Origin of the sequence: Oceanospirillum maris DSM 6286 (assembly GCF_000422865.1) — a bacterium.
Taxonomy (GTDB): Bacteria; Pseudomonadota; Gammaproteobacteria; order Pseudomonadales; family Halomonadaceae; genus Oceanospirillum; species Oceanospirillum maris.
Window position 1 is genome coordinate 327,974 of record NZ_KE383936.1, and the last position, 17,889, is coordinate 345,862.

14 protein-coding genes are annotated in these 17,889 nt (G+C 46.3%); 4 read left to right on the forward strand and 10 right to left on the reverse strand.

Features of this window, described 5'->3' with window-relative positions:
* Positions 1 to 113: 113 nt before the first annotated feature.
* From G517_RS0113545 to rpe, 7 genes are all read right to left on the reverse strand, one after another.
* Positions 114 to 2,540: an EAL domain-containing protein gene (locus G517_RS0113545; protein WP_169447916.1), complete on the reverse strand. Its 2,427-nt coding sequence runs from the start codon at positions 2,538 to 2,540 to the stop codon at positions 114 to 116.
* Positions 2,541 to 2,777: 237 nt separating this feature from the next.
* Entirely contained in the window at positions 2,778 to 3,575 is a 798-nt protein-coding gene (trpC, locus tag G517_RS0113550) for an indole-3-glycerol phosphate synthase TrpC (protein ID WP_028304852.1), read from the reverse strand.
* Positions 3,576 to 3,591: 16 nt separating this feature from the next.
* The gene (gene trpD, locus G517_RS0113555) at positions 3,592 to 4,629 is read right to left on the reverse strand and encodes an anthranilate phosphoribosyltransferase (RefSeq protein ID WP_028304853.1); all 1,038 of its coding nucleotides are present in this window, start codon (positions 4,627 to 4,629) and stop codon (positions 3,592 to 3,594) included.
* Between the two features lie 20 nt (positions 4,630 to 4,649).
* Positions 4,650 to 5,231 carry an anthranilate synthase component II gene (locus G517_RS0113560; protein WP_028304854.1) on the reverse strand — a complete coding sequence of 194 codons (582 nt, stop codon included), beginning with the start codon at positions 5,229 to 5,231 and terminating at the stop codon, positions 4,650 to 4,652.
* A gap of 103 nt (positions 5,232 to 5,334) precedes the next feature.
* Positions 5,335 to 6,819 (reverse strand): anthranilate synthase component I, encoded by a 1,485-nt coding sequence (gene trpE, locus G517_RS0113565; protein WP_028304855.1) that lies wholly within the window; start codon positions 6,817 to 6,819, stop codon positions 5,335 to 5,337.
* 294 nt (positions 6,820 to 7,113) lie between these two features.
* Positions 7,114 to 7,788 carry a phosphoglycolate phosphatase gene (locus tag G517_RS0113570; RefSeq protein WP_028304856.1) on the reverse strand — a complete coding sequence of 225 codons (675 nt, stop codon included), beginning with the start codon at positions 7,786 to 7,788 and terminating at the stop codon, positions 7,114 to 7,116.
* Positions 7,789 to 7,868: 80 nt separating this feature from the next.
* On the reverse strand, positions 7,869 to 8,543 hold the full coding sequence (rpe, locus tag G517_RS0113575) for a ribulose-phosphate 3-epimerase (RefSeq protein ID WP_028304857.1): 675 nt from the start codon (positions 8,541 to 8,543) through the stop codon (positions 7,869 to 7,871).
* Positions 8,544 to 8,845: 302 nt separating this feature from the next.
* Between rpe and G517_RS0113580 the strand changes: the two genes are divergently transcribed.
* Positions 8,846 to 10,093 (forward strand): DUF3530 family protein, encoded by a 1,248-nt coding sequence (locus G517_RS0113580; RefSeq protein ID WP_028304858.1) that lies wholly within the window; start codon positions 8,846 to 8,848, stop codon positions 10,091 to 10,093.
* Between the two features lie 24 nt (positions 10,094 to 10,117).
* Here G517_RS0113580 and djlA read toward each other — a convergent pair whose 3' ends face one another.
* The 3 genes from djlA to G517_RS0113595 are packed head-to-tail and all read right to left on the reverse strand — an operon-like array spanning position 10,118 to position 12,808.
* Positions 10,118 to 11,026 (reverse strand): co-chaperone DjlA, encoded by a 909-nt coding sequence (djlA, locus tag G517_RS0113585; protein ID WP_084632241.1) that lies wholly within the window; start codon positions 11,024 to 11,026, stop codon positions 10,118 to 10,120.
* Positions 11,027 to 11,032: 6 nt separating this feature from the next.
* Positions 11,033 to 11,764: a nucleotidyltransferase family protein gene (locus G517_RS0113590; protein ID WP_028304860.1), complete on the reverse strand. Its 732-nt coding sequence runs from the start codon at positions 11,762 to 11,764 to the stop codon at positions 11,033 to 11,035.
* Positions 11,765 to 12,808 (reverse strand): aminoglycoside phosphotransferase family protein, encoded by a 1,044-nt coding sequence (locus G517_RS0113595; RefSeq protein WP_028304861.1) that lies wholly within the window; start codon positions 12,806 to 12,808, stop codon positions 11,765 to 11,767.
* 244 nt (positions 12,809 to 13,052) lie between these two features.
* Here G517_RS0113595 and G517_RS0113600 point away from each other — a divergent pair, with 244 nt between their 5' ends.
* The 3 genes from G517_RS0113600 to pdxA are packed head-to-tail and all read left to right on the forward strand — an operon-like array spanning position 13,053 to position 17,871.
* Entirely contained in the window at positions 13,053 to 15,506 is a 2,454-nt protein-coding gene (locus G517_RS0113600) for an LPS-assembly protein LptD (RefSeq protein ID WP_028304862.1), read from the forward strand.
* 9 nt (positions 15,507 to 15,515) lie between these two features.
* Entirely contained in the window at positions 15,516 to 16,811 is a 1,296-nt protein-coding gene (locus G517_RS0113605) for a peptidylprolyl isomerase (protein ID WP_028304863.1), read from the forward strand.
* Positions 16,812 to 16,842: 31 nt separating this feature from the next.
* A complete protein-coding gene (pdxA, locus tag G517_RS0113610; RefSeq protein ID WP_028304864.1) occupies positions 16,843 to 17,871 on the forward strand; it encodes a 4-hydroxythreonine-4-phosphate dehydrogenase PdxA in 1,029 nt (342 codons plus the stop codon).
* The last annotated feature ends 18 nt before the right edge of the window (positions 17,872 to 17,889 follow it).

Sequence of the window (17,889 nt, forward strand, 5' to 3'; positions counted from 1 at the left end):
CAATGATAATTAAATAGCAGGCCTTATCTATACAGCCCTGCGGTGGTTATACCCCGCAGGGCTTATTTGTGTTTAGGTTTTTATTTGACATTAAGCACTAGCTCTCTAAGAACTTAAGTGTCTAAAGAGTGTAAGCTCCCAAGAGGTAGCCTTTGCACCTGTAGTAATTGTGCGCAGTTATCAGGGCTAACAGGCCGACTGAAATAGTAACCTTGAAAATGCTGGCAACCTAGTTGAATAAGCATGTCCATAATGGCTGCATCTTCTACACCTTCTGCAATAATATCCAGTTTCAAGTGAGAGGCCATGGCGATAATTGTCTCGGTAATCGCACGGTCATTGCTGTCGATAAGCAGATCCATAACGAAAGACTTATCAATTTTTAATTGATTAATCGGCATCTGCTTTAGGTATTTTAATGATGAATAACCCGTACCAAAATCATCGATAGATAGCGCGATCCCCATATTCTTAATCGCACTCATACGGGCGATAGTCGCTTCCATATTTTTTACGAGAAGGCTTTCAGTTAGTTCAAGTTCGAGCTGGTTGGGGTCAACATCTGTTTTGGCGATAATGTCTGATAGTACGGTTAAGAAGTTAGGATGATCGAACTGCTTGGCGCTGATGTTGACGGCCATTCTGAAGTTTTCTGGGCATATACCCGCCTTGTTCCATTCTGCCAGTTGTCCACAGGCTTCTTCGAGCACCCAGCAACCAATGGATATAATGAGGCCGGTTTCTTCCGCCAAAGGGATAAACTGGTCTGGCGGTACAATGCCCTGCTCAGGGTGCTGCCAACGAATTAAGGCTTCTGTGCCGACAATTTTATGGTGCTGATCGACCTGAGGCTGGTAGTGCAGGTAAAACTCGTTATGCTCAAGTGCCGCATGTAACGATCTTTCCATCGACAGATGCTGATCCGCTAATAACTGCATACTTGGGCGATAAAAATGATAGGTGTTTTTGCCGTTAAATTTAGCTCTATAAAGTGCGGTGTCAGCCTGTTTTACAATGTTTTTAATATCATTATCATCATCTGGAAATAAACGAATACCAACGCTGGCGGTAATATGCAGTATATGCTGATCAATGTGGATTGGTTTTGCTAGCGTCTCAAGAACTTGAGTGGTAATACGTTGGGCATTCAGGGCGGCGGGTTCCTGTTGAGTGGCAAGCTCAGGCAAAATAACAACAAACTCATCACCGCCTAAACGAGCAACGGTATTTTTCTCGCCCATGATCTCTTTTAAGCGAGCCGCAATAACAATTAATAATTGATCACCGACATCATGGCCTAAAGAATCATTAATATTTTTAAAGCGATCCAAGTCTAAAAAGAGCAGGGCGCTGTGCATATCATTGCGAACGCTCTTGGTTTGGGTTTGTTGGAGCCGATCTAGGAATAGGCTGCGATTAGGCAGATCAGTTAGTGCATCAAAATAAGCAAGATGGTGGATGCGCGCCTCTTGAGCTTTACGCAAAGAGATGTCTCGGGCCAAGGCCAGCAGGTATGTTTTTTCAGCAAGCTCAATACGGCGGGTTTTGATTTCTACAGGGATGGATTTTCCCGATTGGCTGCGTAGCTCGCTTTCAATGGGAATATCTTGTTGCGTTTCGTCGTTATGGATAAGGCTCGATAACAATAAGGGGTCGTGGCTTACATTGCATAGGTCTTCAAAACTCATGCCCACAAGATCTTTTTTGTCATAACCTAACGTTTGAAATACGCGATGGTTTGCATCGAATATTTTAAAGTCGGTTTCAAAAATAATCAGCATATCGCTGATACTGTTCATGACGTCTCGATTGAATTGCTCGCTGCTTCTTAGGGCCTGTTCCGCACTATTACGTGAACTCCAGAGCTCGTTAAAATTAGAAACCAAAAAACCTAATTCATCATCGGCATGCCCCTTCAGAGGCGGAATTTGTCCCGTGGCGTTATGGTTGTTTTTTAACAAAATGAGATTATCAGATAGCCGGGTTAATGGGCGACTGATCAAGACATGAAAAACAAAGAATAAACAGATGGCAAGCAGTACATTTCTTAAAAAACCAGTGGCTAAAATCACCATCGCACGATCAATAATAACGGTGCTTAGAGCCTCTGGATCAGTCTTAACAATAAGCGTACCAACAGGGGATTCTTCAAAAATGGTGACAAGGGGAACCGAATAAGACCGGTGTTCTTCTTTTAAGAGATCTGCGATAAGCGTGCTATTGGTTGTGTTGTTATGGGATGAGGCGAGGTTGGTATTGTCATCTAAACGAATCTGAGCGTAATAAATATAACCGTGATTGATAAGACCTTTTACGACGCGCTCGGCAAGATCTTTGTCGATATTATAAGCCGCTTGAACGGCTGACTCCTCAACCAGATGAATAACCTGTTGAACCTTGTTATTCATACTTTCTCGGCTATGACTAATATCAATAGCAATTTGGATACCACTAAAGATAAGTCCTAAAAGCAGAGCAACGATCACCGTAAATTTGGCTTGACGGTATGAGAGTCGTTTGTGCAGAGCTGATTTTTTCAAATGTAGCATCCGTTATTGCTTTATTTACGAGACGTTAAGTTTAGGCTTTGCGAGATTCTAAACTTAGGGTAAAGAGGTCGTTTAGTATGTTAAAGGGGCCCCCAACAGGCAAGTGATTTATACGTTTGTAGCATTAAGGGGGATGAAGCCGAGGTGCAAGCCATCTTTTTTTCTTTCAAGAAAGGGCGAAAGAAAAGATATTCCTTTAAAAAGATGGCTGCGATCTTTAATTAAAAATTAAATGAAAAACTCTGCCAGAGTCTCTCCCGGATTTTCTGTCCGCATAAAGGCTTCACCGACTAAAAAGCTATTCACTTGATGTTGGCGCATCGCTTCAACATCTTCACGTTTTAATATGCCGCTTTCAGTCACTACGATACGGTCATCAGGAATATGTTTGAGTAGATCAAAGGTGGTTTTTAGATCGACGTCAAACGTGTGCAGGTTACGGTTATTGATGCCAATCAGGCGATTAGGCAGCTTAAGCGCACGGTGTAGTTCTTCTTCATCATGCACCTCGATCAGCACATCCATATCCAATTCGTGGGCTAGAAGATTAAGGTCACGCATTGTGTCGTCGTCTAGGCAGGCTGCAATCAAAAGGATACAGTCAGCGCCAATGGCCCGAGCTTCAAACACTTGATACGGATCGACAATAAAATCTTTACGAATAACAGGAAGATCACAGGCTTTACGGCCTTCTTTTAAATAATCTTCATGGCCCTGAAAGAAATCATGGTCGGTTAAAATGGATAGGCAACTTGCACCGCCTTCTTCATAACTGGCGGCAATGTCAGCGGGATGAAAGTCTTCCCGTAGAACGCCTTTACTGGGTGATGCTTTTTTAATTTCAGCGATGACGGCAGAGCGACCGGCTTTTAAGCTGTGAGCAAGAGCATCCGCAAAGCCTCTTGGGGCATCTTTATTGGCAAGGGCGAGGTCACGCATGGTTTCCAGAGAAACCGTTTGCTTACGCTCTTTGATCTCTTCCCACTTGCGATCAACAATTTTTTTCAGAATGGTTGGGGTATTCAAAGGGATTCTCCTGAGATCAAACCGCGGCAAAAATATTGGTAAAACTGGATAGTTCTTTCATTTTCTCGCCGGCAAGGCCGCTTGAAACCGCATCCTGCGCCATAGCCACGCCTTCTTTTAAACTATCGGCTATGTCCGCTGCGTAGAGGGCTGCACCCGCATTAAGGGCGATCATATCCGCTGCTTTTTCCGCGATAGGATTACTTTGCTTGCCAAGGGCATTCTGGATCAAAGCGAGGGAATCCTCGGCGTTTGAAATATCTAATCCGACCAAGCTTTGGCTGGTTAACCCGACCTCTTCTGGTGTGATCTCATATTCGGTAACTAAGCCATCCTTTAATTCGGCAACATGGGAGCTGGTGGCTAGAGAAAACTCATCTAAGCCATCTTTAGCGTGTACAACGATAACATGTTTGCTGCCCAGCTCTTTGAGGACTTCTGCCATGGGGCGGCAGAGTTTTTCTGTGAAAACGCCAATGACCTGATGCTTAACGTTGGCGGGGTTTGTCATAGGGCCAAGCATATTAAATAAGGTGCGCATTCCCAGCTCTTTACGGGGGCCGATGGCGTATTTCATTGCGCTGTGGTGTGCTGGCGCAAACATAAAGCCAACGCCTACTTCGCTGATACAGCGGGCGATCTCTTCAGGCTTTAGATTAAGATTGATGTGAGCGGCTTCAAGCAGATCGGAGCTACCGCTTGATGATGATACGGAGCGGTTACCATGCTTTGCAACATGGCCGCCAGCGGCGGCAATCACAAAGGCGGCGGCGGTGGATACATTAAACAGGTTAGAACCATCACCACCGGTTCCGCAGGTATCTACTGCGTTGGGGATTTCTAGCTCAACAGGGATAGCCAGCTCTCGCATAACCTCTACGGCTGCCGCGATCTCATCTAGCGTTTCACTTTTCATACGAAGAGCGACTAGAAAGCCGCCAATTTGAGCATCGGTGCATTGACCGGTCATGATTTGGCGCATGACGTCGCGCATCTCATCACGGCTTAGATCCAGTTGATCAACGACTTTACCAAGGGCTTCTTGAATATTCATAGTCGGGTCCTAGTCATATATCACTTTTTATTAAGAAAATTCTGCAGCATATCGTGGCCATGCTCTGTCAGAATCGACTCAGGATGAAACTGCACACCTTCAATGGGTAGAGTTTTGTGACGCAAGCCCATGATTTCGCCGGGGGTGCCATCATCATTATTGACCCAAGCGGTGATTTCTAAGCAGTCGGGCAGGCTTTCCCGCTCAACCACTAAAGAGTGGTAACGAGTGGCCTGAAAAGGATTATTGAGCTGGGCAAAAACGCCTTCATCAATATGATGCACTGGAGAGGTTTTTCCATGCATGACCTCGTTGGCTCGAACGACTTTACCACCAAATGCTTGGCCGATACTTTGGTGGCCTAGGCAGATACCCAAAATAGGCAGTTTACCTGCAAAATGTTTAATAGCCGCCACGGAAATACCCGCTTCATTTGGCGTGCAAGGACCGGGGGAGATAACCAGATGCTCTGGATTTAGTGCTTCAATTTGCTCAAGGGTGATCTCGTCGTTGCGGTAAACCTGAACATCCGCGCCCAGCTCCGCAAAATATTGCACAACGTTATAAGTGAAAGAGTCGTAGTTATCGATCATTAACAGCATAGTGTTTACCTGTTACTGCCTACTTGTTTGGTAGGCAGAGTTCCATAAGTCTTTGAATAAAGGTTTTTTTTTACGGCTATCTTTTTATGCGTGACTTTGAGGGCTAGCCTTGATTGTCCAAGCCTTTCTCTGCCATCGCGACGGCTTTAAAGATAGCGCGGCCTTTGTTCATGGTCTCTTTCCACTCAAGGCGAGGATCTGAATCGGCAACAACACCCGCGCCAGCCTGAATATGCAAGACTTGATCTTTGATCACTGCTGTGCGAATTGCGATGGCGGTATCCATATTGCCATTCCAAGAGAGGTAGCCCACTGCACCGCCATAGACGCCCCGTTTCACCGGTTCCATTTCATCGATGATTTCCATCGCTCGGACTTTAGGTGCGCCGCTTAGTGTTCCTGCAGGTAGGGTGGCTTTTAGTACATCCATTGCACTCATACCCTCTTTAAGCTGACCGGTAACGCTGGAGACGATATGCATCACATGGGAGTAGCGTTCAATCACCATCTTATCGGTTAGGGTAACGCTACCTGTTTGAGCAATACGACCAACATCATTGCGGCCTAGGTCGATCAACATCAGGTGTTCTGCGAGTTCTTTTGGATCACCCAGCAACTCTTCTTCAAGGGCTTTATCTTCTGCTTCGGTGGCGCCGCGTTTACGGGGGCCTGCAATAGGGCGAACCGTCACTAAGTTGTCTTCTACACGGGCCAAAATTTCTGGTGACGAGCCGACCACATGGAAGTCATCCAGATTAAAAAAGAACATATAAGGTGAGGGGTTTAAGCAGCGCAGGGCGCGATACAGCTCTAAGGGCTGAGCTTCGAAGGGTGTCGACATACGCTGAGAGATCACGCACTGCATAATATCCCCTGCCAGCACATAATCCTTGATTTTAATGACCGTCTCTTTGAATTTTTCTTCGGTAAAGCCCGATTTAAAATCGCTTTCTAGAGTGGTGCGACCTGTGCCTACGCTATAAGAGGACACGGCCAATGAGCGCAGTTGGCGTTCTAGCTCATTCAGGCGCTGACGGGCTTTTTCCAGCGGACGTTTGTGTTCGGTGTTGGCGTGAACAATCAGATATAACTTGCCGCTTAAGTTATCGAATACCACCACTTCTTCGGAGATGAGCAGCAGAATATCCGGTGCATCAATCGGATCATTTTCTGGGATATTCACTAAGCGCTTTTCGACATAACGCACGGTGTCGTAACCGAAGTAACCCACAAGGCCGCCGGTAAATAATGGCAGGTTGTCTAGTTCTGGTACGGAGAAGCGTTTTTGAAAATCTTCAATAAAGGTTAGCGGGTCATCCTGTTGGCTCTGTTCAAGAACCGTATTACCTTCAAACAGGGTGACTTCATGGCCGCGTACCTGTAAACGACGCTGGCAAGGCAGGCCGATAATTGAATAACGACCCCATTTTTCACCGCCTTCAACGGATTCCAACAAGTAGCTATAGGGTTGGTCTGCTAGTTTAAGATAGGTACTTAAAGGTGTATCCAAGTCAGCCAGCACTTCGCGTACTAGTGGGATACGGTTGTAGCCTTGCTCGGCCAGCTGGGAGAAGCGTTCCGGAGTCATGTTGTCTTCCTGTCACTGAAAAAAGTCAATAAATTACAAACGAAATAGCATTAAAGCCACATAGAACAGCGTTAAGAGATATAACGCTCTGTGAGCTTCACCATCGCCAGCGTTTGACTTCGCGCATTAACCCCAGTGATTTTTCAGGCAGCATTTTAGATCCGTTTTTTTAGATAAAATTTGATGTAAAAGCGTTATCGTTTCTTAATAACCGGTTAACCGGTGATCGCTCTTTATAACTTAATGCATTAAAAAATAACAATTTTAAGTTTCGTTCGTACTAAGCGGGATAAATTATACCAGCTCGGCCAATGAATCAACCACAACATCAGCACCGCATTGATCAACCGGTACGCCGTGGTCGTAACCATAACGAACTGCAACGGTTTTAAATCCAGCTTGTTGCCCTGCTGATATATCGGTGATGGAGTCGCCAATCATGACACAATTTTTTGGATCGACCTGTAATTGCTCTGCGGCATAAAGTAGCGGTAAGGGAGAAGGCTTTTTCTCTGCCAAAGAATCACCGCCCAGCACAAGGTTAAAGTAGTGATCTAATTTAAGGCTCTGTAGAATTTCCGGCACAAAACGGTAAGGTTTATTGGTGATGAGCGCCATGGGAATTTGTGCTTTTTTTGCAGCATTCAGTAGTTCAAAAATACCGGCATAGCAGCGGGTTTTTGCACCTTTATTGGCATCGTAGGCTGTTAAGAAGGTTGCATAGGCCCGCATAAACAACTCTGAGGTTTCGTCGATCTGGTCAATCTTCAGGCCATCTGCCAGTGCCCGCTTGACCAGTACTATAGCACCCTGCCCCACCCAATTACGTACCTTGTCTTGACCTGCCCTAGGGCGATCCAGCTCGATAAGCATTTGATCAACCGCGTCAGCTAAATCCGGTACGGAATCAATCAAAGTACCATCGAGATCAAACGCCAATAACTGAATTTGAGAAAGAAGTGGGGGCATGGGGTTGCCTATATGTTGATTAGCCTGAATAGTACAAATGTAAAAAGGCACTCAATCGAATGCCTTTTATCTGCCGGTAGTTAACGTTTTACTTGAGCCAGCTCAGCCCGCATGGCGTCGATGGTGGCTTTGTAATCATCGGTGTTGAAGATGGCAGAGCCCGCCACAAAGGTGTCAGCACCGGCTTCGGCGATTTCACGGATGTTGTGGATGCCCACGCCGCCGTCGATTTCAAGGCGAATATCGTAGCCGCTCTCGTCGATGATTTTACGTGCCTGACGCAGCTTATCCAGTGTGCCGGGGATAAATTTCTGTCCGCCAAAACCTGGATTTACCGACATCAAGAGAATCATATCGACTTTATCTAGGACATAATCCAGGTAATGCAGTGGTGTGGCCGGGTTAAAAACAAGACCTGATTTACAGCCACCGTCACGGATCATCTGTAACGAACGGTCGATGTGGCCCGCTGCTTCAGGGTGGAATGTTACCCAGCTTGCACCAGCTTCAATAAAGTCACCAATCATACGATCCACTGGGGATACCATCAGGTGAACATCAATCGGTGCGGTTACACCATGATTTCGCAGTGCTTTACATACCATAGGGCCAATGGTTAGGTTTGGAACGTAGTGGTTATCCATTACATCAAAGTGAACAACATCCGCCCCGCTTGCCAGTACGTTATCAACCTCTTCCCCTAGGCGGGCAAAGTCGGCGGATAGAATAGACGGTGCGATTTTAAAGTCAGACATCAGGCAGGCGCTCTTATCGGTCGTAGATAAGCCAGAAGGATGGTAATCCTGTCGGGCTTAGGTTCAGGGGTGGTTATTCTAACGAATGCTGATGATGACTTCTATCGATCACTTCTTTCTATCCCTTCGCTTGATCATTGATGGTGGGTTATATGAGTCATCTTGTTGGTCTTGGTTTAGGCTGGGTTTCTTTTTGTAGCTTTGGTTCTTAAATGCGTTGATGTTATTTATACTGCTGATGCAATGGTTTTTGCCATTGGTGATATCGGGTTCGGTTGATCGGAATAAAACAGGATAGATGCATGGTTCAGTCAGGATGGAAATATAGGATTGGTTTGTTTGTCAGTCGATGGACTAAACATAGTCTGTTGGCGCTTAGCGCAATCTCAATCACTTGTGCTCCATTAAGTTTTGCGGCAGAGGATGATGAGCCTCTTGATGGTGACGAAGTTCAGGAAGAGCCGGCAAAACCGAAAGGGCCACCTAAGCCTTACGTTGTGCCTAATGCGGAGCAAACACGTTTTTCTGTGATTGCGGATCAAGCCGATCCACGGGAAGTGCTGGAGCTTAAGGCCAATAACGAATCTGTATTGGCGCTATACCGTCCAGAGCATTCGCCTAAAGCGCGTGGTGCTTTGGTGATTTTACATGAGGAAGAAGGGCATCCTGATTGGCCTATGGTGGTGAATCCGGTGAGGACTCAAATGCCTGATTTTGGTTGGGCGACGCTTTCTGTTGCGATCCCCGGCCCAGGCTCTATTGATCTGCCTGAGCGAACCATGCCCGCGGTAGAGGTTTTAACCCGTCTGCATGAAAATGATGAAGAAGAGGCTGCCGCTGAAGAAGGTGTCGAGGGGGACGGTATTGAGGGAGAGGAAGGCGATCTTGCAGAAGAGGCTGCCCAAGAATCTATTGCCCAAGATGAAGAAGGTGATGAGCTTGGCGATGAAGATGAGGACGACAGTAATTCTAAAGCTGAATGGCCTCCTGTTAAGCCAACCTTTGTAGAAACGGAAGACTTTGGCCCTTTATCTGATCGCATTGATGCACGCATTGATGCTGCGGTTGCCCATCTTTTAGCGCAAGGGTATGAGCAAATTATTTTTGTAGGTCATGGCGTGGGCGCTGTGTGGCTGATGGATTATTTAAAAGATCATCCAGCGCCACCAGAACAAGCGGTTGTGATGATACAAACACGGTTGCCTAACCATGATATTGGGGTGGACCTAATGGGGTTGATTCTTGAGCAGCAGCGACCTATTTTAGATCTGTACTATGATGATAATCGCTTTGATAAGGCCTTTGCCGTAGAGCGGTCAAATGCTGCCCGTCGTTCAGGTAACCCGCATTATCGACAAACCCGCTTGGGTGGATTAGGGATGCAAACAGGGCAGTCAGAGGCGAAAGGCCGTCGAATTGTTCAGTCTTTGCGGGGGTGGCTTGATTACCTTTATCAGTTTGAAGGTGGCCAGAAAGACCCTGCCGATTCTTATATTAAAGGCCCGATTAGATCTCTGTATGAAGAGCGTATGGAGCGTTCTCGGTACTAGTTCTGCGGCCCTAGCTTAAACGGGCTATCTAGATAGCCCTTGCCTGCTTTTCTTGATGAGTTGGTAGGCGGCTTGTATCTCCTGCGAGCGTTCTTTTGCTTCAGCATACGTGCTTGGGCTAGGATTTTGACCTGCGAGTTTATCGGGGTGAACCTTCGATATTTTTTGTCGGTACGCTTTTTTTAGTGTGCGAGCATCACAATTTGGGGACACTCCCAGTTGTTGATAGGCCGCACTCAATGCTAGCCATTGGCTAGGCGCTGTTTCCGTGTGTGCTTTTTTCTGCTTTGAGTGGTTTTGACTTTTATTGTTCTGCCACGCGTTATGGTATTGCTGATGTGTGGTTTTAAAGAGATCAGGGCTAACACCGGCATAAAAGGCACTCATCCCTAGGGCTTCTATAACATTGTCGCTAGGGTTACCTTCAGCGTAAATTAGCTGGAACTGATAGTGCAACCATTCCATTTTTTTACCGCTGCGCTGCCTAAACCGTTGCTTAAAGGCTTTGATTAGTTGCTGTGGTGGCTCTTTTTGTTCTTTTCCGATATTAAATGCTTGGATCGCCACAAGGCGCTCATCTGTCGTTAAAGCCATAGACGACATAATATACTCAACGGTATGAATCTCCTGATCAGAAACCTGCCCGTCGGCTTTAGCTAAATAACCGAGCATTTGATACGTTAACTGAAAGAAGAGCTGTTCATCTTTTTTACTATGCTTCTTCGCGTACCTCTTTGCATGTTCCTCTGTGTATTGTTTATTGGGTTCGGCTGAGCCTTCTTCTGGAATATTGCGCTTGCGAAGCCATTGATCAAGCTGTTTATCGAGTAAGTAGCCCAATAAAAAGCCGATCAACATCCCTCGCCAACCCCAGCTGACAAGTCCGGTGAGCAATCCTGTTATTTTGAATGAGATCAGAAAGGGACTCTTCATGATGGGTTATGTTTTCTGCTGTTCGTTAATAATATAACGCTCAAGCTGAGCAAGGCGTTCAGGCGTACCCACATCTAGCCAATAGCCGGAGAAATACTCACCGGTAACGCGACCCTGATCCGCTGCTGATTTTAGCAACGGCCCAAGGGCTAATGGCGGTGGTTGATCGCTGCTAAGTGGAATAAGGCTTGGATGAATAAGGCTAATACCGCTAAAAGTAAGAGAGGTGCTTTTTTGTTTCTTCGTCCTGTCCGTTGATTTACCGCTTGAAACCTGTTGGTCAGAACCAAGTATAAAATCACCGCTAGGGTTGTGGTTCGGGTTATCAACAAGGACTAAGTGCGCCAGTACGGCTTTGTTTAGTACGGCTTTGTTTAGTGATGGCAGGGTTAGGTTGAAGTCACACCAAATATCACCATTGACCAACAGAATCGGCTCATCGGAATTAAGGTTTCCTTCCTCAAGGGCTTTTTGAATGCCGCCAGCGGTTTCCAAGGGACTGGTTTCTTTTGATAAGCGTATCGGGATCAGCCAATTTCGGGCGGCAATAAACGCTTCTATTTGATCCGCAAGATAGCTGACATTGATCAGAATACTGGTAGCTCCCGCCAGAATTAAACGCTCAATTTGATACTCAAGTAGAGGCTTGCCTGCCACTTTTAATAAAGGCTTAGGCGTATGATCTGTGAGCGGACGCATCCGCTTGCCCAGGCCCGCCGCTAAGATCATCGCTTGCATTTAGATGCTTTCCTTAGCGGACTGTTTTTTATTAAGGGCAGGTACCACACGATCCAGTAGCCATTGATGGAAAGGGCTAAGATTTTGATATTTCTCTGTGGCTTCCAGTAGATGCTGTAATGTGCGCGGAATGTCATCGAGGTAGTTGGCTTTGCCGTCCCGTAGCCACAAACGGGCGAAAATACCGATCGCTTTAAGATGGCGCTGGGCTCCCATAAGATCAAATTCTTGATGAAATTTCTCTCTTGGATAATTCTCCGGCAAAACCCCAGCTAATCGAGCCTCGGCTTGATAGTCGTCACACCAATGGGATACGGCCTCAGGGGGCCAGTGGATATAGCAATCCTTCAGTAGAGAGACAAGATCGTAGGTAATCGGGCCTTGAACCGCATCTTGGAAGTCGATAATGCCAATATCATCATCTTCCGTCAGCATTAGATTACGGGAGTGATAGTCTCTGTGTACCGGTACTTGTTGCTGTTGCAGGGCGCTATGGGATAGACACTCAAAAGTGCGATCTAAAAGGCTGATGTCTTGATCGTTTAGTTCTAATTCTAGCCATTGGCAGCAAAACCAGTCTCGAAACAACGCCATTTCTCGCAATAATAATTCACGATTATAGGGCGGGAGTTCTAATCCTGTTCCTGTTGTTCGTTGGATTTTTATTAAGCTTTTTTGTGCTTTACGATAGAGACGACCCGCATTGGCTAAATCATTATGGCCAGTAGTTGACGGTGACAATAGAGTGGATAGCAGTTGATCGTCGCCAAAGTCTTGCAGTAATAAAAAGCCCTGATCAAGATCTTGAGCGATCACTTCTGGAACATGAACACCTTGCTGGAACCAATGGCGTGCAATGCGGACAAAAGGAGCGCAGTCTTCTTCAGGCGGTGGCGCATCCATAACAATATAAGATGTATCACGCCATAGAAGACGGTAGTAGCGGCGGAAACTGGCATCACCGGCAACCATTTTTAGCTCTGGTTGTAAGATGTTGGTTGCTTGCGTCAGCCATTGGCAAAGCTGTGTGTATCGTGAATTCATGATCTCTCCTTGCGATAACTGCATTATGGCAAAAGCCGATGACGCTGCCCACTGTTGCGGTTTTTAAGTCTTGCGTTTACTCGTGGCTTTAAGCTCTGGCTGGCCTTGCTTAATCGCCGTTTTAGCACCGCTTTAGAGTCTCGATTTTGTCAGGCTGTGTTTTTGTAGGCTGTTATAATTTAAAATCGCTATAATAATGTTTTTTTAGTGTTTTATCGTGGTTAACCTGAATTAAGGATCTTGCTTGAAATTGCCTTCTTTCCTCTTAGATCTTGTGACTAAGCGACCTGTGCTAGCAGGGACGATTAGGGCAATTGGTGTGACCAGTTTCTGTGTGACAGCGGTGATCCCTATGGACGCTGTTGCAGTAGATGTTGCATCAAATAAAATTGCACCGAATCAAGCAAAATCTTACTCATTAGATTGGGTGCCTTATTCTGATTTGACCGTCAAAGAGAAAGAACAGGTTCCGAGTTTTTGTGCAGGTATGTATCGTCCTCAATCGAATATCACCTCAAAAGATGGCTCGACACAGGTAACAGCAGATACGGCGGATTATCTTGAAGACGGTAGTATTAGCCTTACAGGTAACGTACAGATTATTAGTAAGGATATGACGCTACAGGCTGAAGAAGCCTTTGTCTCTGCTGATCGGAGTGAAGTTAAGGCCTATCGCTACGTCACAATTCGACAAAATGGTGTGGTGGTACATGGCGACGAAGGGACGTTTAATCTTAAAAGTGATCAGTTTAATATTACAAACCCTGTTTATGCGATGCCTTTTGATGGTACGCGGGGCGCGGCCACCCATATTGAGCAAGGCGATTCAGGGGATATTGTTATTGCAGGGGGAAGCTACACGTCTTGCGCCCCTGGCGATAATAGCTGGCAGTTAGTCGGGAGTAATATCGATCTAGATCAAGACAGCGGTTTTGGAACGGCCATACATGCTCGGCTGGAGCTTGCTGATATCCCTGTTTTTTATTGGCCTTACTTAAAGTTTCCTATTGATGACCGTCGACATACAGGGTTGCTTACGCCATCGATATCCGTAGGGGGGGGCGGTATTGAAGAATATGAACAACCTCTCTATTTGAATATCGCCCCGAATGCTGATGCAACGTTAAGCCCGCACTGGTATAAAAGCCGAGGTGTGTTATTAAATTCAGAATTCCGGTGGCTTGTCGCAGAAAATCATTATGTCGAAGTTGCCAGTTCATATTTTGACAATGATCCCGAATTTGATGATGACCGACAGTTATCCCAACTCGTCATGAAAGGCCAGATGACGGGCCAATGGCGATATAATGTGGATTACTCCGAAGCCTCAGATGATTATTTCCTGACGGATTTTGAAACCGGTTTTACCGCTGCTAATATTAGCGAGCTATTACAGACCGCAGAAATTGAAGGGCGCTATGATCATTGGCAACTGATCGGTCGTTTGCAGGGGTATCAACAGCTTGATCCTGACCTTGCTGATGCTGACAAGGTGTATTATAAGCTACCGGAGTTACAGGCCAATGGCCGTTGGCTGGTGGGCGGTTTGGCCTATGGGGTGAAGACTCAATTGGTTGAGTTCCGTCGAGAGATCACCACACCAATAGCCGGAAGTGTTTATGATGGTACGATTGATTGGGGTAATACAGTGGAAGCCCAGCGCTATCATTTAGAGCCTTATGTCGAGTATCGAGAAGACACACTTTGGGGCTACTGGCAGCTTAAGGGGCGCTTACAGCATACAGGCTATAAGCTGGACGGACAGCCTGACGGCGTTGATGAACAACCTCAGCGACTTACGCCTGTTGTTTCTGCGGACGGTGGTTTGTATTTTGATCGGGATACTCGCTTCTTTGACCAGCCTTATACCCAAACCTTAGAGCCCCGCTTGTTTTTTGCGGCTTCTCCAACGGAGGAGCAAGTGGATAACCCGATTTTTGATACCGATGAATACGCTTTTGATGTGAACCAACTTTACCGGGATACGCGTTTTTCCGGGGTTGACCGTGCGGGGGATCTGATTAAAACAACGTTGGGTGTCACCAGTCGCTTTATTCAGAATTCATCGGGCCGAGAACAGCTAGTGTTAAATGCAGGGCAATCGTTTTACGCAAAGGATCGTACTGTTTCTACCAGTTCTGATGCGAATGAAGCCCTAAGTTATGACCAAACCCGTGATGCTTCTCCCTTAGTGGTAGAGGCGATTTGGCAACCGACTGAACGAATAACGGCCCGTGTAAGTCGTCAGTGGGATTACAATAATGATCGTATTGAACGTGAAGAAGAGCAGCTTACGGTAGGGTTTGCTAATGGTGCCAGCGCTATGCTGCGCCATTACCGCTCGTTATCGAATTGTACGTTATTAAATAACTGTACAACGGATGATGAGGTTTCCTCCGATGTGGCTGATTTAGGTTTGTTCTATCCGATTAATGATCAATGGCGTACATTTTATGCGCACAAGCAAGACTTAAAAAATGATACTCAGCTTGAGAGAATAGCCGGTGTTGAATATGAAAGTTGCTGTTGGCTGGTTCGTTTTGCCCGCCATCAATGGCAAACCAGCAGTACAACAGCCACTTCCGATGACTCCATTGGCGTACAACTTGTTCTCAAAGGTTTTGGTGGTATTGGACAGAAAGGCTCATTTGCTCGGACGGAAGATTATATTCCGAGCTATACACCCATTTCAAAGTAAGTAAATCAGATGATTAAAAAGTCAATAAACTGGATTTTTATATCCTGTACTGTTTTTAGTGCGCTTTCTTTTAGCGCTCTTTCCGCCCAAGCGGCTCGACAGCCTCTGGATCACGTCGTGGCGGTGGTTAATGAAGAGGCGTTAATGGAATCTGAACTGGATTCTAAACTGGGTTCGGTTTACCAGAATTTGCGTCAACGTAATATCACCCCTCCTACCCGTGAAGTACTGCGTAAGCAGGTTCTTGACCGTTTAATATTGGATACCATCCAGATGCAAAAAGCGGAAGAGTCGGGTATGCGGGTCTCTGATACAGAGTTGAATAAAGCGCTTAGCAATGTTGCCCAGCAGAATAAAATGACTGTTCAGCAGTTTCAGCAGGTGTTAGAACGTCAAGGTATTCCTTTTTCCAGTGTGCGAGATCAGATCAGTCGCGAACTGCTCATAAGCCAATTGCGTCAACGGCGAGTCGGCGAGCGTATTCGTATTTCTGAGCAAGAAGTGGACAGCTTCCTCGCCCAAGAAAAAACGGAATTAAGTAGTACGGATTATAAATTGCAGCAAATTACCGTTGCGATTCCTGAGAAAGCAACACCAGAGCAAGTAGCGTTAGCGGATAAAAGCGCGCAGGACATTTACCAACAGCTGATACAAGGTGAGGATTTTAGCCAGCTGGCCATTCGTTTGTCTGATGATGAATATGCGCTGCAAGGTGGTGAAACCGATTGGCGACGGGGGAGTGAATTGCCGATTCTTTTTGCTGATCAATTACCGGCTATGGATATTAATGAAATCTCGTTACCCTTAAGAAGCCCGTCAGGTTTTCATATTATTCGCTTATTAGAAAAACGGGGTGGGCCAAGTAAGCTGGTCACTGAGACGCTAGCCCGTCATATCCTGATTGCACCAACGGCTTTGCGTACCGAAGCCCAGGCGCGAACACTGGTTAACAAACTGCGTCAGCGAATTCAAAAAGGTGAAGATTTTGCCGAGCTGGCGCTCACCTATTCTGATGATAAAGCATCGGCCAGTGATGGTGGCAATCTAGGTTGGGCTAAGCCTGGTAAATACGTACCTCAGTTTGAGGCCGCGATCAAAAATACTCGAGTTGATAGTATGAGCCCTGCGTTTCGTTCGCAATTTGGCTGGCATATTCTGCGAGTAGAAGGCCGAAGAAGCCAAGATATTGGCGATCAGGTTTTAAAAGAGCAAGCCCGCCAGCAGCTGTTTAAGCGTAAGTTCGATACAGAGCTAGACAACTGGCTGCGAGAGCAGAAAGCCGCTGCTTATATCGAAATTCGCTAAATCGAGCTTTATTCAGAAAGAGGTTCTAGGTTTGAGTCAATCGCTGGTTATTACCGCAGGTGAACCATCGGGCATTGGCCCCGATGTTGTTTTAAAAGTTGCAGCGGACTGGGGCCATGCTAAAGAATATTTAGCTTGGAGTCAGGTTGATTGTCGTGAGCTTCGCTTAGTGGTTATTGCGGATCCTGACTTACTGCAACGGCGTGCGGAACAACTTGGCCTAAATGTAACGTTAACACAGGTTCTGCCTAATGAACCTTTACCTGTTATGCAGGCGGGTCAGCTAGCAGTTATTCCCGTGGCTTTAGAAGAGGCTGAAATAGCCGGACAGTTAAATGCAGCTAATGCGGCCTATGTATTAAAGACTTTAGAGATTGCCACGGACGGTTGTTTGGCTGGCCAATGGCAAGGTATGGTGACAGCTCCGGTTCATAAAGGCGTTATCAACGAGGCAGGGGTTCCTTTCACCGGCCATACTGAATTTTTGCAAGCCCGAACACAGACTGAACAAGTGGTTATGATGTTGGCGACAGAAGGGCTGAGAGTTGCCTTGGTGACAACCCATCTGCCATTAAAAGAAGTGGCTGATGCGATTACCCCTGAACGTATTACCCGAGTCAGTCGAGTCTTATACCGTGCATTAGAGCGTGATTTTGGTTTACGTCAGCCTAAAATCTTAGTCTGTGGATTAAACCCTCATGCCGGTGAAGATGGGCATTTAGGCCGGGAAGAGCTTGATGTAATCATCCCAACGTTAAAGGCTTTAGCTCAAGAGGGAATCCCATTAATAGGCCCCTTACCGGCTGATACACTATTTGCGCAGCACCATTTAAAAAATGCCGATGCAGTATTAGCGATGTATCACGACCAAGGTTTACCGGTTTTAAAACATGCTGGTTTTGGTCGTGCGGCGAATATTACGCTGGGAATGCCGATTGTGCGTACTTCGGTGGATCATGGCACCGCTTTAGATCTGGCTGGCACAGGCAACGCCCATGAAGGTAGCCTATGGACGGCATTAGGTTATGCTGCCTTAATGGCAGATGCTAGAACTCGATAACACCTGAAGAACTGAGAG

Bases quoted from the DNA above. Each gene is read 5' to 3' on its own strand.
- G517_RS0113605 (WP_028304863.1), top strand. From the start codon at position 15,516: ATGATTAAAAAGTCAATAAACTGGATTTTTATATCCTGTACTGTTTTT.
- rpe (WP_028304857.1), bottom strand. From the start codon at position 8,543: ATGTCTGACTTTAAAATCGCACCGTCTATTCTATCCGCCGACTTTGCC.
- djlA (WP_084632241.1), bottom strand. From the start codon at position 11,026: ATGAAGAGTCCCTTTCTGATCTCATTCAAAATAACAGGATTGCTCACC.
- G517_RS0113590 (WP_028304860.1), bottom strand. From the start codon at position 11,764: ATGCAAGCGATGATCTTAGCGGCGGGCCTGGGCAAGCGGATGCGTCCG.
- G517_RS0113580 (WP_028304858.1), top strand. From the start codon at position 8,846: ATGGTTCAGTCAGGATGGAAATATAGGATTGGTTTGTTTGTCAGTCGA.
- G517_RS0113595 (WP_028304861.1), bottom strand. From the start codon at position 12,808: ATGAATTCACGATACACACAGCTTTGCCAATGGCTGACGCAAGCAACC.
- trpD (WP_028304853.1), bottom strand. From the start codon at position 4,629: ATGAATATTCAAGAAGCCCTTGGTAAAGTCGTTGATCAACTGGATCTA.
- trpE (WP_028304855.1), bottom strand. From the start codon at position 6,819: ATGACTCCGGAACGCTTCTCCCAGCTGGCCGAGCAAGGCTACAACCGT.
- G517_RS0113570 (WP_028304856.1), bottom strand. From the start codon at position 7,788: ATGCCCCCACTTCTTTCTCAAATTCAGTTATTGGCGTTTGATCTCGAT.
- G517_RS0113560 (WP_028304854.1), bottom strand. From the start codon at position 5,231: ATGCTGTTAATGATCGATAACTACGACTCTTTCACTTATAACGTTGTG.